14 protein-coding genes are annotated in these 16,432 nt (G+C 51.2%); 10 read left to right on the top strand and 4 right to left on the bottom strand.

What is annotated here, in order from left to right; all coding sequences use genetic code 11:
* Nucleotides 1-268 precede the first annotated feature (268 nt).
* Nucleotides 269-1,702, top strand: coding sequence for a PTS glucose transporter subunit IIBC (gene ptsG, locus FQ015_RS14250; protein WP_000475716.1), 1,434 nt, complete (start codon nt 269-271; stop codon nt 1,700-1,702).
* 59 nt (nt 1,703-1,761) lie between these two features.
* On the opposite strand, the gene fhuE is transcribed toward ptsG, so the two are convergent.
* Nucleotides 1,762-3,951, bottom strand: a complete 2,190-nt coding sequence (gene fhuE, locus FQ015_RS14245) for a ferric-rhodotorulic acid/ferric-coprogen receptor FhuE (protein ID WP_160524201.1) — start codon at nt 3,949-3,951, stop codon at nt 1,762-1,764.
* A gap of 333 nt (nt 3,952-4,284) precedes the next feature.
* Here fhuE and hinT point away from each other — a divergent pair, with 333 nt between their 5' ends.
* The 8 genes from hinT (at nt 4,285) to FQ015_RS14205 (ending at nt 10,561) form a co-directional block, all read left to right on the top strand.
* Nucleotides 4,285-4,644, top strand: coding sequence for a purine nucleoside phosphoramidase (gene hinT, locus FQ015_RS14240; protein WP_000807125.1), 360 nt, complete (start codon nt 4,285-4,287; stop codon nt 4,642-4,644).
* Between the two features lie 2 nt (nt 4,645-4,646).
* The gene (locus FQ015_RS14235; protein ID WP_160524200.1) at nt 4,647-5,024 is read left to right on the top strand and encodes a YcfL family protein; all 378 of its coding nucleotides are present in this window, start codon (nt 4,647-4,649) and stop codon (nt 5,022-5,024) included.
* A 13-nt stretch (nt 5,025-5,037) separates the two neighbouring features.
* Entirely contained in the window at nt 5,038-5,679 is a 642-nt protein-coding gene (gene lpoB / locus FQ015_RS14230; RefSeq protein ID WP_000594311.1) for a penicillin-binding protein activator LpoB, read from the top strand.
* Nucleotides 5,660-6,484: a thiamine kinase gene (gene thiK, locus FQ015_RS14225; protein WP_160524199.1), complete on the top strand. Its 825-nt coding sequence runs from the start codon at nt 5,660-5,662 to the stop codon at nt 6,482-6,484. Before lpoB ends, thiK begins: the two co-directional genes overlap by 20 nt.
* 10 nt (nt 6,485-6,494) lie before the next feature.
* Nucleotides 6,495-7,520 carry a beta-N-acetylhexosaminidase gene (gene nagZ, locus FQ015_RS14220; RefSeq protein WP_160524198.1) on the top strand — a complete coding sequence of 342 codons (1,026 nt, stop codon included), beginning with the start codon at nt 6,495-6,497 and terminating at the stop codon, nt 7,518-7,520.
* Nucleotides 7,521-7,542: 22 nt separating this feature from the next.
* A complete protein-coding gene (gene ycfP, locus FQ015_RS14215) occupies nt 7,543-8,085 on the top strand; it encodes an alpha/beta hydrolase YcfP (protein WP_000587933.1) in 543 nt (180 codons plus the stop codon).
* A 405-nt stretch (nt 8,086-8,490) separates the two neighbouring features.
* Entirely contained in the window at nt 8,491-9,795 is a 1,305-nt protein-coding gene (ndh, locus tag FQ015_RS14210; protein WP_053881452.1) for an NADH-quinone dehydrogenase, read from the top strand.
* 226 nt (nt 9,796-10,021) lie between these two features.
* Nucleotides 10,022-10,561, top strand: a complete 540-nt coding sequence (locus FQ015_RS14205; RefSeq protein ID WP_001043462.1) for a glycine zipper 2TM domain-containing protein — start codon at nt 10,022-10,024, stop codon at nt 10,559-10,561.
* A 62-nt stretch (nt 10,562-10,623) separates the two neighbouring features.
* Here FQ015_RS14205 and comR read toward each other — a convergent pair whose 3' ends face one another.
* Entirely contained in the window at nt 10,624-11,256 is a 633-nt protein-coding gene (gene comR / locus FQ015_RS14200) for a TetR family copper-responsive transcriptional repressor ComR (RefSeq protein ID WP_001356845.1), read from the bottom strand.
* A gap of 240 nt (nt 11,257-11,496) precedes the next feature.
* Here comR and bhsA point away from each other — a divergent pair, with 240 nt between their 5' ends.
* A complete protein-coding gene (gene bhsA / locus FQ015_RS14195) occupies nt 11,497-11,754 on the top strand; it encodes a multiple stress resistance protein BhsA (RefSeq protein WP_000800153.1) in 258 nt (85 codons plus the stop codon).
* 82 nt (nt 11,755-11,836) lie between these two features.
* On the opposite strand, the gene ldtC is transcribed toward bhsA, so the two are convergent.
* Complete coding sequence (ldtC, locus tag FQ015_RS14190; RefSeq protein ID WP_010360119.1) at nt 11,837-12,799, bottom strand: L,D-transpeptidase LdtC; 963 nt, start codon at nt 12,797-12,799, stop codon at nt 11,837-11,839.
* Between the two features lie 143 nt (nt 12,800-12,942).
* Nucleotides 12,943-16,389 carry a transcription-repair coupling factor gene (gene mfd, locus FQ015_RS14185; RefSeq protein WP_160524197.1) on the bottom strand — a complete coding sequence of 1,149 codons (3,447 nt, stop codon included), beginning with the start codon at nt 16,387-16,389 and terminating at the stop codon, nt 12,943-12,945.
* Nucleotides 16,390-16,432 lie beyond the last annotated feature (43 nt).

Raw genomic sequence — 16,432 nt, 5'->3', positions numbered from 1 at the left:
AATGGCTAAAACGAGTAAAGTTCACCGCCGAAAATTGGGCGGTGAATAACCACGTTTGAAATATTGTGACATATGTTTTGTCAAAATGTGCAACTTCTCCAATGATCTGAAGTTGAAACGTGATAGCCGTCAAACAAATCGGCACTGAATTATTTTACTCTGTGTAATAAATAAAGGGCGCTTAGATGCCCTGTACACGGCGAGGCTCTCCCCCCTTGCCACGCGTGAGAACGTAAAAAAGCACCCATACTCAGGAGCACTCTCAATTATGTTTAAGAATGCATTTGCTAACCTGCAAAAGGTCGGTAAATCGCTGATGCTGCCGGTATCCGTACTGCCTATCGCAGGTATTCTGCTGGGCGTCGGTTCCGCGAATTTCAGCTGGCTGCCCGCCGTTGTATCGCATGTTATGGCAGAAGCAGGCGGTTCCGTCTTTGCAAACATGCCACTGATTTTTGCGATCGGTGTCGCCCTCGGCTTTACCAATAACGATGGCGTATCCGCGCTGGCCGCAGTTGTTGCCTATGGCATCATGGTTAAAACCATGGCCGTGGTTGCGCCACTGGTACTGCATTTACCTGCTGAAGAAATCGCCTCTAAACACCTGGCGGATACTGGCGTACTCGGGGGGATCATCTCCGGTGCGATCGCAGCGTACATGTTTAACCGTTTCTACCGTATTAAGCTGCCTGAGTATCTTGGCTTCTTTGCCGGTAAACGCTTTGTGCCGATCATTTCAGGCCTGGCTGCCATCTTTACTGGCGTTGTGCTGTCCTTCATTTGGCCGCCTATTGGTTCTGCAATCCAGACCTTCTCTCAGTGGGCTGCTTACCAGAACCCGGTAGTTGCGTTTGGCATTTACGGTTTCATCGAACGTTGCCTGGTACCGTTTGGTCTGCACCACATCTGGAACGTACCTTTCCAGATGCAGATTGGTGAATACACCAACGCTGCAGGTCAGGTTTTCCACGGCGACATTCCGCGTTATATGGCGGGTGACCCGACTGCGGGTAAACTATCTGGCGGCTTCCTGTTCAAAATGTACGGTCTGCCAGCTGCCGCAATTGCTATCTGGCACTCTGCTAAACCGGAAAACCGCGCGAAAGTTGGCGGTATCATGATCTCCGCGGCGCTGACCTCGTTCCTGACCGGTATCACCGAGCCGATCGAGTTCTCCTTCATGTTCGTTGCGCCGATCCTGTACATTATCCACGCGATTCTGGCAGGCCTGGCATTCCCAATCTGTATTCTTCTGGGGATGCGTGACGGTACGTCGTTCTCGCACGGTCTGATCGACTTCATCGTTCTGTCTGGTAACAGCAGCAAACTGTGGCTGTTCCCGATCGTCGGTATCGGTTATGCAATTGTTTACTACACCATCTTCCGCGTGCTGATTAAAGCACTGGATCTGAAAACGCCGGGTCGTGAAGACGCGACTGATGATGCAAAAGCGACAGGTACCAGCGAAATGGCACCGGCTCTGGTTGCTGCGTTTGGTGGTAAAGAAAACATCACTAACCTCGACGCATGTATTACCCGTCTGCGCGTCAGCGTTGCTGATGTGTCTAAAGTGGATCAGGCTGGCCTGAAGAAACTGGGCGCAGCGGGCGTAGTGGTTGCTGGTTCTGGTGTTCAGGCGATTTTCGGTACTAAATCCGATAACCTGAAAACCGAGATGGATGAGTACATCCGTAACCACTAATCCGTAAGACGTTGGGGAGACTAAGGCAGCCAGATGGCTGCCTTTTTTACAGGTGTTATTCAGAATTGATACGTGCCGGTAATGCTGAAATTACGCGGTGCGCCGTAGACGATAGAACCTTCCACGTTCGTATCGTAGGTTTTGTCGAACAGGTTATTGACGTTCCCCTGTAACGAGAAGTTTTTCGTCACCTGGTAGCGGGTGAAGAGATCCACCAGCGCGTAGCTACCTTGCTCGGCGCGGAAGGTGCCATACGGTGTCACGGTGTCGGTATACACGCGATTTTGCCAGTTAACACCACCGCCGACCGTCAACTCTGGCATGACAGGCAACCGATAGCTGGTGAACATTTTAACCGTGGTGCGTGGCAGATTAGGATTAACGGCGTTTCCTTCGTTATCTTCTGCAATATAGCGCGTTGCGCCAAACGTCAGCTGCCAGTTGTCGGTAATTGCGCCGTTGAGTTCAAATTCCACACCTTTACTGACTGTCCCATCCACCGCTTTATAGGCGGTTTCACCGTTGCTGCCGGGGATAGGTGTACCGGTGGACTGAGCGACATTATCCTGCTCAATACGGAAGATGGCTAACGTGGTGGTCAGACGGCTATTCATCCAGTCCGATTTCAGACCCAGCTCGTAGTTGTTACCGGTGATTGGAGCCAGATATTTGCCTGAACTGTCACGGTCATTTTGCGGCTGGAAAATAGAGGTATAGCTGGCGTAGGTCGACCAGCTATCATTGATGTCAAACACCAGTCCAGCATAAGGCGTGGTGTGGTTTTTCTCCATGCTGTAAGTCAGCGTATCAACCCGCCAGTTGGTATAACGTGCGCCGAGGATCAGATGCAGCGGATCGGCAAGGGTGACACGAGTGGCAGCATATAACGATTTCATATGTGTGGTATCGTCCTGCGCCAGATTCTGTGGTGACCAGTCGGTTTGTGGGAAATTGCCATTAAAGTTGTAGAAACTGCCAATTTCATCCGGGAAGATGTTGGCCCATGAACTGAAGTAACGATTGTTTTGTTTGCTGTAACTGCCACCAAACATTAGATTGTGCTGACGACCAAACAATTCATAACTACCGTCAGCGAACAAATCCAGCGCATCAACTTTACGTTTGCCGCTGTTCCAACCGGTGCCGCCGACATAATCAAAGCCAGGTCCATAATTACTGTATGGCCCAACCAGCATACCATCCGCTTTGTTTACATAGGCATCGACATACATCATTTTGCTGTCAAATTCGACTTCGGAGTGGGTGGCATTCAGTGTCGCTTGCCAGGTATCAGCAAACCGCTGCTTCAGGGTCATAAAGACCTTGTTGATCTCTTTATCGTTGTACGCCCAGTCAGGTGCGGTACTGCGTGCGCGATCGTAACTGTTGCTGCTGCCATCAGTATTCCAGCGCGGTAAACCGCCCCACGTTGGGCTATTAACATCAATGCGCTGATATTCGTAACCGGCTGAAAGCGTCGTAAGATCGCCTAAATCAGCATCAACAATGCCGGAGAAGAAGGTCTTTTCACTGTTGTAGCGGTCCAGCCATGAGTCGTTATTCTGGTAGCCGCCGACAATTCGCGCGCGGATTTTACCATCTTCGGTGAGTGGACTTTGTAAATCCGCTACATACCGTTCTTTGTTCCAGCTACCGTATTCTGCCGAGACATCGCCTTTAAATTCACGACTGGTCGCGTGTTTTCGAACCATATTAATTGCCGCAGATGGATTACCCGTACCGGTCATGAGTCCTGTCGCGCCACGCACTACTTCTACGCGTTCAAACAGTGCCATATCAGAAAGTGCGTCGCCCAGATTCCAGCGCGATTCAAAATAGGTGGGGATACCATCAACCATATAGTTATCGATCTGGAATCCGCGGGAATAATAAAGAGCACGATCGGAATCCGCCTGACTTTTGCTGATCCCCAGCGTGTTTTCCATCACTTCGCCCAGCGTTTGTAACTGCTGATCTTCCATCCGCTGCTGACTAACAATAGTGACCGACTGAGGAATATCACGTTGAGTCATCTGCATTTTGGTACCCGCAGAGGTAGACGTTACGCTGTAATCATTTTCGTCATCAACTGGAGTAGTGGCGGAACCCTCAACAATCACCGTTTCTTCAGTGGCTGGTGCAGCAAAAGCGGCGGAAGGTAAGAGTGCCAGTGCTATGCAACCGGCAAGTAGTGACGGTTTGGAGGTGGTTTGATGTTGATTATCCCTGTTAAATTGTGTTGAAAGCATTTGAAATCTCTTGGTTTATGTTGTCGTCAGGCTCATGCAGGAGGAGGATGATGAGCGGTTATATTTAGTGTGCGAATAATTTTGCATGCAAATGCAAATGAGAAATATACGCATTCATATTTGACGTGTAAACCAAACAAAGAATGTCTTTTCAGCGAATTCGCAGGCAGAAATGGGAATAATGGCGATATATACGGCAGCAAAACGATTTTTTGCTTAAGAAATCGTGAGTTAAGGTTGAAAGAGCAGGTTTAACTCGACCATACTCTATACTCGCAGTATGGCGCGGCGTAGCATGGCGCAACGCATGGCTATTTGAAAAAGGAAAATGTCGTGGCAGAAGAAACTATATTTAGCAAAATTATTCGTCGTGAGATCCCCTCCGATATCGTCTACCAGGATGATCTGGTAACGGCGTTTCGCGATATTTCGCCGCAAGCGCCAACGCATATTCTGATCATTCCAAATATCCTCATTCCGACTGTGAACGACGTGTCTGCTGAGCATGAGCAGGCGCTGGGACGCATGATCACCGTAGCGGCAAAAATTGCTGAGCAAGAAGGTATTGCCGAAGATGGCTATCGTCTGATCATGAACACCAATCGCCATGGCGGACAAGAGGTGTATCACATCCATATGCACTTGTTGGGTGGCCGTCCGCTGGGACCAATGCTGGCGCATAAAGGTCTGTAACGATGAGAAAAGGATGCTTTGGGCTGGTGTCTCTGGCGTTGTTAGTGCTGGTGGGCTGTCGTTCACATCCGGAAATTCCGGTGAATGATGAGCAATCGCTGGTGATGGAGTCATCTTTATTGGCTGCGGGCATCAGTGCAGAAAAGCCCGTCCTTTCGACGTCTGATATTCAACCTTCAGCATCCTCAACGCTTTATAACGAAAGGCAAGAACCCGTTACCGTTCATTATCGTTTTTTCTGGTATGACGCCAGAGGACTTGAGATGCATCCTCTGGAAAGGCCACGCAGCGTTACCATTCCCGCACATTCGGCGGTAACGCTATACGGCAGCGCCAATTTTCTGGGGGCGCACAAAGTCAGACTTTATCTATATTTGTAAGGGGTGAATCTTGATGATAAAAATGAGTCGCTACGCTTTGATTGCCGCGCTGGCGATGTTTCTCGCCGGGTGTGTGGGGCAACGTGAACCTGCACCGGTAGAAGAAGTGAAACCAGCGCCGGAACAACCTGCCGAGCCACAACAGCCTGTGCCCACGGTGCCATCGGTGCCGACGATCCCGCAGCAGCCAGGGCCAATTGAGCATGAAGATCAAACCGCACCGCCTGCGCCGCATATTCGCCATTATGACTGGAATGGCGCAATGCAGCCGATGGTCAGTAAAATGCTTGGGGCTGACGGTGTGACTGCGGGTAGCGTCCTGCTGGTTGATAGTGTTAACAACCGTACTAACGGTTCGCTGAATGCCGCAGAAGCGACCGAAACGCTGCGCAATGCACTGGCTAATAACGGTAAATTTACCCTGGTTTCCGCCCAGCAACTGTCGATGGCTAAGCAACAGTTAGGTTTGTCGCCGCAGGACAGTTTAGGCACCCGTAGTAAAGCCATAGGCATTGCCCGCAACGTGGGCGCTCATTACGTGCTGTACTCCAGCGCCTCTGGCAATGTCAACGCTCCGACCCTGCAAATGCAGCTAATGCTGGTGCAGACGGGCGAAATTATCTGGTCAGGTAAAGGTGCCGTTTCGCAGCAATAATCCCATCACGCGCGACGAATTGTTGTCGCGCTTTTTCCCGCAGTTTCATTCCGTCACGATGTTTAATAGTGGACTTAGCGGCGGGAGTTTTCTCATTGAACATCAGGGCCAGCGTTTTGTTGTGCGTCAGCCGCACGATCCTGATGCGCCGCGGTTCGCGTTCTTGCGCCAGTATCGGGCTTTATCACAACTACCCGCATGCATTGCACCGAAGCCGCATTTATATCTCCGTGACTGGATGGTGGTCGACTATCTGCCCGGCGAGGTAAAAACGTATTTGCCGGATACCAACGAACTGGCAGGCTTGCTGTATTATCTACATCAACAACCGCGTTTTGGCTGGCGAATAACGCTGTTGCCGTTACTGGAACTGTACTGGCAGCAAAGCGATCCGGCGCGGCGGACAGTGGGTTGGCTGCGAAGGTTAAAACGTCTGCGCAAAGCGCGGGAACCACAGCCTTTACGCTTAAGTCCATTGCATATGGATGTCCACGCCGGAAATTTAGTGCATAGCGCGTCAGGGTTAAAACTCATCGACTGGGAGTATGCCGGAGATGGTGATATCGCGCTGGAACTGGCGGCGGTGTGGGTGGAAAATACTGACCAGCACCGGCAATTGGTCAATGACTATGCCACTCGCGCGAAGATTTATCCGGCGCAATTATGGCGTCAGGTCAGGCGATGGTTTCCCTGGCTGCTGATGCTCAAAGCAGGGTGGTTTGAGTACCGCTGGCGACAAACCGGCGATCAACAATTTATCAGGCTGGCCGATGACACCTGGCGGCAGCTATTAATAAAACAATAAGGAGAGCAGTGTGGGTCCAGTAATGTTGGATGTCGAAGGTTACGAACTGGACGCGGAAGAGCGTGAAATACTGGCGCATCCGCTGGTGGGAGGGCTGATTCTCTTTACGCGTAACTATCATGATCCTGCCCAGTTACGTGAACTGGTGCGCCAGATCCGCGCAGCTTCGCGCAATCATCTGGTGGTGGCGGTTGATCAGGAAGGTGGACGCGTGCAGCGTTTTCGTGAAGGTTTTACCCGCTTGCCAGCGGCACAATCATTTGCTGCGCTGTTGGGAATGGAAGAAGGCGGAAAACTGGCGCAAGAGGCAGGTTGGTTGATGGCCAGCGAAATGATTGCTATGGATATTGATATCAGCTTTGCGCCAGTGCTGGACGTCGGGCATATCAGCGCAGCGATTGGTGAGCGTTCTTATCATGCCGATCCCGAAAAAGCCCTGGCAATTGCCAGCCGGTTTATTGATGGTATGCATGAAGCCGGAATGAAAACTACCGGGAAACACTTCCCAGGACACGGTGCAGTAACGGCAGACTCACACAAAGAAACACCGTGTGACCCACGTCCGCAAGCGGAGATTCGCGCTAAAGATATGTCGGTCTTCAGTTCCTTAATCCGCGAAAATAAACTCGACGCCATTATGCCTGCGCATGTGATCTACAGTGATGTCGATCCGCGTCCTGCGAGCGGTTCTCCCCACTGGCTGAAAACCGTTTTACGCCAGGAACTGGGTTTTGACGGCGTGATTTTCTCCGACGATTTATCGATGGAAGGTGCCGCGATTATGGGCAGTTATGCCGAACGCGGGCAGGCATCACTGGATGCGGGTTGCGATATGATCCTGGTCTGCAATAATCGTAAAGGGGCCGTCAGCGTGTTAGATAATCTGTCACCGATCAAGGCAGAACGTGTTACACGTTTGTATCATAAAGGTTCATTTTCGCGACAGGAACTGATGGACTCGGCTCGCTGGAAAGAGATCAGCGCCCGTCTGAATCAGTTACATGAACGCTGGCAGGAAGAGAAAGCAGGTCACTAACCCTGGCTTATGTGAGGAAGCGATGATTATCTATTTACACGGTTTTGACTCTAACAGTCCGGGTAACCACGAGAAAGTCTTACAATTGCAGTTTATTGACCCGGATGTACGCTTGATAAGCTACAGTACGCGGCATCCGAAACATGATATGCAGCATCTGCTCAAAGAAGTGGACAAAATGCTGCAACTAAACGTCGATGAGCGTCCGCTGATATGCGGCGTTGGTCTGGGCGGATACTGGGCGGAGCGAATTGGTTTTCTTTGCGATATCCGCCAGGTGATCTTCAATCCTAATTTGTTCCCTTATGAGAACATGGAAGGCAAGATTGATCGCCCGGAAGAGTATGCCGATATTGCCACTAAGTGTGTGACCAACTTCCGCGAGAAGAATCGCGATCGCTGTCTGGTGATTTTGTCGCGTAACGATGAAGCGCTTAACAGCCAGCGGACATCTGAAGAGTTGCATCATTATTACGAGATTGTCTGGGACGAAGAGCAGACGCACAAATTCAAGAATATCTCCCCGCATTTGCAGCGCATTAAAGCGTTCAAAACCCTCGGTTAAATGCCCTCGTCGCATCAGGTAACCTTGCTGATACCTGATGCGTTCCAGATTCTGTAAATTCTGTAGGTCGGATAAGGCGTTCACGCCGCATCCGACACTGGCAATGTGCCTGATGCGACGCCGCTCGCGTCTTATCAGGCCAACCAAACGCCCTCCATATACGTCTCACCCTCCTGGGCTCGTTTAAATAATAAACAATAAGCTGTATTTTTTGATCTCATCCGGCAAATCAGCCTATCTTTTCAGCAACAAAACTTGATTAACATCAATTTTGGTATGACCAATGCACCATTCATGTTATTCTCAATAACGAAGAACATTTTCATTGCTGTAACCTGTTGTTAATTAAGAGCTATGTTAATAACTATTAGTTAACAATTGGTTAATAAATTTAAGGGGGTCACGTTGACTACGCCATTGAAAAAAATTGTGATTGTCGGCGGCGGTGCTGGTGGGCTGGAAATGGCGACACAGCTGGGACATAAGCTGGGACGCAAGAAAAAAGCCAAAATTACGCTGGTCGATCGTAACCACAGCCACTTGTGGAAACCGCTGCTGCACGAAGTGGCGACTGGCTCGCTTGATGAAGGCGTCGATGCGTTGAGCTATCTGGCCCATGCGCGCAATCATGGTTTCCAGTTCCAGCTGGGTTCCGTCATTGATATTGATCGTGAAGCGAAAACAATCACTATTGCAGAACTGCGCGACGAGAAAGGTGAACTGCTGGTTCCGGAACGTAAAATCGCCTATGACACCCTGGTAATGGCGTTGGGCAGCACCTCTAACGATTTCAATACGCCAGGAGTCAAAGAGAACTGCATTTTCCTCGATAACCCGCATCAGGCGCGTCGTTTCCACCAGGAGATGCTGAATCTGTTCCTGAAATACTCCGCCAACCTGGGCGCGAATGGTAAAGTGAACATTGCGATTGTCGGCGGCGGCGCGACGGGTGTAGAACTCTCCGCAGAATTGCACAACGCGGTCAAGCAACTGCACAGCTATGGTTACAAAGGCCTGACCAACGAAGCCCTGAACGTAACGCTGGTAGAAGCGGGCGAACGTATTTTGCCTGCATTACCGCCACGTATCTCTGCTGCGGCCCATAATGAGTTAACGAAACTTGGCGTTCGCGTGCTGACGCAAACCATGGTCACCAGTGCTGATGAAGGCGGCCTGCACACTAAAGATGGTGAATATATTGAGGCTGATCTGATAGTGTGGGCAGCCGGGATCAAAGCGCCAGACTTCCTGAAAGATATCGGTGGTCTTGAAACCAACCGTATCAACCAGCTGGTGGTGGAACCGACGCTGCAAACCACTCGCGATCCAGACATATACGCTATTGGCGACTGCGCGTCATGCCCGCGTCCGGAAGGGGGCTTTGTTCCGCCGCGTGCGCAGGCCGCACACCAGATGGCAACCTGCGCAATGAACAACATTCTGGCGCAGATGAACGGTAAGCCGCTGAAAAATTATCAGTATAAAGATCACGGTTCTCTGGTATCGCTGTCGAACTTCTCCACCGTCGGTAGCCTGATGGGTAACCTGACGCGCGGCTCAATGATGATTGAAGGACGAATTGCGCGCTTTGTATACATCTCGCTATACAGAATGCATCAGATTGCGCTGCATGGTTACTTTAAAACCGGATTAATGATGCTGGTGGGGAGTATTAACCGCGTTATCCGTCCACGTTTGAAGTTGCATTAATCGGCTTGTACTGGCGGATGCGGCGTAAACGCCTTATCCGCCCTGGACAAATGGTACGAGCGGTAGGCCTGATAAGACGCGTTAAGCGTCGCATCAGGCATTCCTTCAGACTCCTCCGAATCCTTAAGTATTTCCAGCCATTCCCGCGCTTTTCATCTTCTGTCTGATAGCTGCTTTTCTCCTTCACTTGCATGATTGGCATAACAGCAAAGAAGGAGGTGTTCCCGTGAATAAATCAATGTTGGCGGGTATGGGGATTGGTGTCGCAGCTGCGTTGGGCGTAGCGGCAGTGGCCAGTCTGAACGTGTTTGAACGTGGCCCGCAATACGCTCAGGTTGTTTCTGCAACCCCAATCAAGGAAACGGTTAAAACACCGCGTCAGGAGTGTCGCAACGTCACAGTGACCCATCGTCGACCGGTGCAGGATGAAAATCGCATTACCGGGTCGGTGCTCGGCGCTGTTGCTGGCGGCGTGATAGGGCATCAGTTTGGCGGTGGTCGCGGTAAAGATGTCGCCACTGTTGTGGGGGCGCTGGGAGGTGGCTATGCCGGTAACCAGATCCAGGGCTCTCTCCAGGAAAGCGATACTTACACGACTACGCAACAGCGTTGTAAAACGGTGTATGACAAGTCAGAAAAAATGCTCGGTTATGATGTGACCTATAAGATTGGCGATCAGCAGGGCAAAATCCGCATGGACCGCGATCCGGGTACGCAGATCCCGTTAGATGGCAACGGGCAACTGATTTTGAATAACAAAGTATAACAAGGCTGTATTCTGCAATTTAGCCCCCCATTCGCTCAGGCTGAGGGGCTTTTTTTTGCGCCTTATTTCACCAGTTCGGGCCATAAACGCAAAGTCGTTCGGGCAATCTGCATCAGTTTTTCCAGCGATGCACCTTCGCGTGCGCTGATCGACATCCCCTGAATAATACAATTAAGGAATTCAGCCAGATGCGTCACATCACAGTGGGTCGGGATTTCCCCGCGCGCTTGTCGTTGACATAAAAACTGCTGCAAAGTGCGCTCTTGCATCGCATGGCGTGATTTCAGCGTATTGGCGATATCTCCGGAATCCGGGGAGAGGGTGGTGCAGTTGTTGATCATAAAGCAGCCAGCCGGGGTGTCTTTGCTGGTAAAGCAGTTGGCGATGGCAGCAAAATAGTCAGCCAGCGCAGACTCCACGCTTTTCTCTTCACAAAACAGCTGTGCTTCATGCTTAGCGGCAAAACGATCGATATAGCGGTCGAGTACGGCGCGGAATAACCCCTCTTTGTTGGTAAATTCCGCGTATAGCGTGGGCGCTTTGGCTCCGGTCGCTTCGACGAGGTCCGCAAGAGAAGTCGCTTCATAACCGTGCTGCCAGAACAATTTCATGGCCTTATCAAGCGCGGCATCCCTGTCGAACACTTTTGGGCGGCCACGGCTTTTTTTTACACATTGTGTTGAGTCAGTTGCCATGATGCCGTTGTACCTGGTGACTGTGAATGAAAGGTTATTATAAAAATAATCACCTCCGTTCACCAGTCCACAAACCATAAAAATAATTGCTTTCTATTTAACTGAAATTTAAAGGTTTTTAAATTAATTAATGATTGTTATAAAAAATATCTTGTATGTGATCCAGATCACATCTATCATTTAGTTATCGATCGTTAAGTAATTGCTTGCGACGTCATTCATCTGCATAAGGCCACTATTATGAAAAACGTAAAAACCCTCATCGCTGCGGCGATTTTAAGCTCAATGTCATTTGCCAGCTTTGCGGCTGTCGAAGTTCAGTCAACGCCAGAAGGCCAACAAAAAGTCGGTACTATCAGTGCTAACGCGGGGACAAATCTGGGATCGCTGGAAGAGCAGCTGGCGCAAAAAGCGGATGAGATGGGCGCAAAATCTTTCCGTATTACTTCTGTAACCGGTCCGAATACCCTCCATGGAACAGCAGTAATTTATAAATAAGCATTAACCCTCATTAATGCCTGCTACTGCTGATTTTTTTCCCCGCGACATGCCGTGTCGCGGGGATTTTTTTATCCAGGATTTACAAAGTTTGTGGGCTCACTTGATGACGGCGGACATCCACCGGCATCCCAGAACGGACATCCATCACATGCTGCATCACTTCAGCGTCAGTTTGCGCTGCATCTTTAAATGATTGCATTGCGCTATTCAGTGTAATTGGCAGCAGCTGCGGATCGTCATCAATCTTCTCTGACAGCGGTTGATGTACTTCAACCAGACGCGCACCGTTTGGTTCGGCAGAGACTTTAATCGGGGTGTTGATGATATTCACTTTGGTACCTGGGGTGACCTGGCTAAAGAGTGTTTTGATATCGTCATCCCGCAGACGAATACAGCCAGAACTTACCCGCATGCCAATGCCGAAATCGGCGTTCGTACCGTGAAGCAAATAAACACCGCCATAGGCCGCCAGACGAATCGCATGATGGCCCATTGGGTTATCCGGTCCAGCCGGAACTACCGCAGGCAACTCAATTCCCTGTGCCTTATACCGCGCGCGAATGTTTGCCGTTGGCGTCCAGGTTGGGTTTGCACGCTTGTCAGAAACGGTGGTCACCATTGTCGGTGTCAGCGTGTCACCACCCAACTGACCAATGCCGATGGGATACACGGTTACCGAATTTTTACCCGGCGGGTAGTAATAGAGACGCAGTTCCGCAATATTGATCACAATGCCTTCGCGCGGCGCATCTGGAAGTAGGGTTTGCAACGGGATCGTTAACACGCTACCCGCGCGCGGCACGTAAGGATCAACACCGGGGTTAGCCTGTAACAGAGCGAGAAAGCCGACATTATATTTTTTGGCGATGGCTTCCAGAGAACCACCGTCATTTTCCACCACATGAAATTTGTTTTCGCCAACCAGACGACTGCCTGCTGGCGGCAGCGGCCAGGTGTTGGCTTTTACCGGTAGCGCCAGCGCCACGGCAGCGGCGAACGTAAAAAACGTTAGCCAGCGAGAAAAACGCGTTTTGATCATCACCAAAAATCCATAATAAATATAAGGTTATTGTAATAAACAGATAAGCCTGAATTATGGATGGTGACAGTGTCGGATAGTGCAGGGAAGTGCAAATAATTTGTAAATGTTGGATATGGGGGCGCAGAAACGCCCCCGATTTACCATTAAGCGATCGCGTTCTCTTCCAGTTCACGCATAAACTGGCGAATCCATTCGATACGCGTTTTCCGCTCGCTCAAATCCTGAATAAACTTCAGGCGCGTCGGGCCATCAAGGCGGTAATGCTGTGGCTGTTTTTGCAGCAAACCAATCAACCAGGCCGGATTAACGTGATTCTTCTCGGCAAATTCGATCACCCCACCTTTCTCATTACCTTCCAGCTTCCTGATCCCCAGTTTCTGCGCTTGCTGGCGCAGACGGGCAATATCCAGCAGGGTACGCGCCGGATCCGGCAGCAGGCCGAAGCGATCGATAAGCTCGACTTTGATCTCTTCCAGTTCGTTTTCCGTTTTGGCGCTGGCAATACGTTTATAGAACGACAAACGCGTATTCACGTCAGGAATGAAATCATCTGGTAATAGCGACGGCATCCGCAGCTCGACTTCTGTTTGCTGGCTAGTGAGATCTTCCAGCGACGGCTCGCGTCCGGCTTTCAGCGCATCGACGGCGTTTTCCAGCAACTCCATATACAGCGAGAAACCGATAGTTTCCATTGAGCCGCTTTGTTCTTCGCCAAGCAGTTCACCCGCGCCGCGAATCTCCAGATCGTGCGTTGCCAGCGCAAAACCTGCACCGAGATCTTCCAGCGAGGCAATCGCTTCAAGACGTTTTTGCGCATCGGTAGTCATCGCTTTTGGATGCGGCGTCAGCAGCCATGCATATGCCTGATGATGCGAACGTCCGACTCGACCGCGCAACTGATGCAGCTGCGCCAGACCGAAGTGATCCGCCCGCTCGATGATAATGGTGTTGGCAGTCGGGATATCGATCCCGGTTTCGATAATGGTGGTACAAACCAGCACGTTGAAACGTTGATGATGGAAATCATTCATCACCCGTTCCAGTTCGCGCTCACGCATCTGCCCGTGGCCGATGGCGATCCGCGCCTCTGGCACCAGTTCTGCCAGTCGTTCGGCGGCTTTCTGGATGTTTTCCACATCATTGTAGAGATAATAAACCTGTCCCCCGCGCAAAATTTCACGCAGGATCGCCTCCCGGACCACCAGACTGTCATACTCACGGACAAAGGTTTTAACTGCCAGACGACGGGCAGGCGGCGTAGCGATAATCGACAGATCGCGCATTCCGCTCATTGCCATATTCAGCGTACGTGGGATCGGCGTTGCGGTAAGTGTCAGAATATCCACGTTCGCCCGCATCGCTTTAATGCGCTCTTTATGACGCACCCCGAAGCGGTGTTCTTCATCGACAATCAGCAGACCTAAATCTTTAAACTTGACGTCATTTTGCAGCAGTTTGTGCGTACCGATCAGAATATCGATTTTCCCTTCCGCCACTTCCGCAAGGATTTGCGTCTGCTCTTTGGCGCTGCGGAAACGGGAGATCATTTCGATGCGTACCGGCCAGTTGGCGAAACGGTCGCGGAAGTTGTCGTAATGCTGCTGCGCGAGAAGGGTGGTAGGCACCAGCACCGCCACCTGCTTGTGGTTATCTACCGCCAGGAAAGCGGCGCGCATCGCGACTTCAGTTTTACCAAAGCCAACATCGCCGCACACCAGACGATCCATTGCCAACGGCTGACACATGTCGCTAAGCACCGCATTAATGGCCTGCGCCTGATCCGGTGTGGTTTCAAACGGGAAGCTGTCGCAGAACAACTGATACTGCTCACGATCGTGTTTAAACGCGAAGCCCTCTTTGGCGGCGCGTTGTGCGTAGATATCCAGCAATTCCGCCGCCACATCACGCACTTTTTCCGCCGCTTTCTGCCGCGCGCGTGACCACGCATCGCCGCCAAGTTTATGCAGCGGGGCGTTTTCTTCCGCGCCACCAGCGTAACGGCTAATCAGATGCAGCGACGACACCGGAACATACAATTTGGCGTCGTTGGCATAGGTGAGCATCAAATACTCGCCGGTAATGCCGCCGGCTTCCAGCGTGGTCATTCCGGCATAGCGCCCGACGCCGTGCTCCAGATGGACCACCGGCTGACCAATATGCAGCTCCGCAAGGTTACGGATCAGTGTATCGGGGTTGATGGCGCGGCGAGAATCCTGACGACGACGGGCAACGCGTTCACCGAGCAGATCGCTTTCGCAAATCAGCGCCAGATTACGTACCGTATCGATAAAGCCATGTTCGGCAGCGCCAATCATCAGATAACGCCCGCGGTCGCTAGCTTCATCAAGACGCATAATGCGTTGCGGAGCAATTTTAATTCGCGCGAGCAATTCACCCAGCGCTTCACGGCGGCCTTCACTTTCCACCGAGAACACTACCGGACCGTCGAAAGACTCGAGGAACTTACGCAGTGCATCCAGCGGTGCTTTTTGTTGTGCCTGAACGGCCAGATCTGGCAGCTTCTGAAAACTTAAATTGGTATTCGCTGCTTTTGTCGGTAAATGTTCGGTTTTTAGCTGTACGCGCGGCCAGTTTTTCAGCTCTGAAAAGAACTCGTCTACCCGCAGCCAGAGCGATTGTGGTAGCAACAGTGGACGCATCGGATCGACGCCGCGATTTTCAAAACGCGCCAGCGTGTCAGCCTGGAAACGTTCGGCACTGTTTTCCAGATCGCCAGTATTCACCAACAGCGTATTGGCAGGGAAATAACTGAACAGTGGCGGCAGCGGTTCGCTGAAGAATAGCGGCTGCCAGTACTCGATCCCGGCAGGCAATGTGCCTTTACTCACTTGCTGATAAATATGTTCCGGATCGCGCTTCACTTCGAAAGTATCACGCCACTGACTGCGGAACAGTTCAATTGCCGCTTTATCTGTCGGAAATTCGTGCGCGGGCAGCAGATTGATCGCTTCTACTTCTTCCAGCGTACGCTGGCTGTCAACGTCAAATACGCGCAGGCTATCGATTTCATCATCAAAAAAATCAAGACGATAAGGCAAGTCGCTGCCCATCGGGAAAAGATCCAGCAACGCGCCGCGCGTGGCGTATTCGCCGTGTTCCATCACCTGATCAACATGGCGATAACCGGCGCTGTCCAGTTGCGTACGCAAGGCATCGCGAGATAACCGCTGACCTTTTTTCATCACCAGCGCATGACCGTGGAGAAAACTGTGCGGGCAAACACGCTGCATAAGGGTATTTACCGGAACAATCAGTACGCCACGCTGCATCGTCGGTAGCTGGTAAAGGGTGGAAAGGCGCGAAGAGATAATGTCCTGATGAGGCGAAAAACTGTCGTAAGGGAGGGTTTCCCAGTCCGCCAGATTCATCACCATCTGATCGGTAAACTGGCTGATTTCATCATGCAAACGCAGGGCATTTTGCATATCTGGTGCAATAAGTACCACCGGACCGGCGTGACGTTCGGCAATTTCCGCTACCAGCGTCGCGCAGGCAGCGCCAGTTAACTCGCCCAGCAGACGCTGCTCACCCGCTTTGACGGGCAGCGTATAACGATATTGTTCAGGCATAACGGTTGTCAGATTCTCGTTAGGATATGCCTCAACATATGGG

The organism is Escherichia sp. HH26CH (genome assembly GCF_009820205.1).
GTDB classification, from domain to species: domain Bacteria; phylum Pseudomonadota; class Gammaproteobacteria; order Enterobacterales; family Enterobacteriaceae; genus Escherichia; species Escherichia coli_F.
Note: the sequence above shows the minus strand (reverse complement) of the source record. Positions and strands in the feature narration are given on the sequence as shown.

Excerpts from the sequence above, each read along its gene's own strand:
- fhuE (WP_160524201.1), bottom strand. The coding sequence starts at position 3,951 with ATGCTTTCAACACAATTTAACAGGGATAATCAACATCAAACCACCTCC.
- lpoB (WP_000594311.1), top strand. The coding sequence starts at position 5,038 with ATGATAAAAATGAGTCGCTACGCTTTGATTGCCGCGCTGGCGATGTTT.
- bhsA (WP_000800153.1), top strand. The coding sequence starts at position 11,497 with ATGAAAAACGTAAAAACCCTCATCGCTGCGGCGATTTTAAGCTCAATG.
- ptsG (WP_000475716.1), top strand. The coding sequence starts at position 269 with ATGTTTAAGAATGCATTTGCTAACCTGCAAAAGGTCGGTAAATCGCTG.
- ycfP (WP_000587933.1), top strand. The coding sequence starts at position 7,543 with ATGATTATCTATTTACACGGTTTTGACTCTAACAGTCCGGGTAACCAC.
- mfd (WP_160524197.1), bottom strand. The coding sequence starts at position 16,389 with ATGCCTGAACAATATCGTTATACGCTGCCCGTCAAAGCGGGTGAGCAG.
- FQ015_RS14235 (WP_160524200.1), top strand. The coding sequence starts at position 4,647 with ATGAGAAAAGGATGCTTTGGGCTGGTGTCTCTGGCGTTGTTAGTGCTG.
- comR (WP_001356845.1), bottom strand. The coding sequence starts at position 11,256 with ATGGCAACTGACTCAACACAATGTGTAAAAAAAAGCCGTGGCCGCCCA.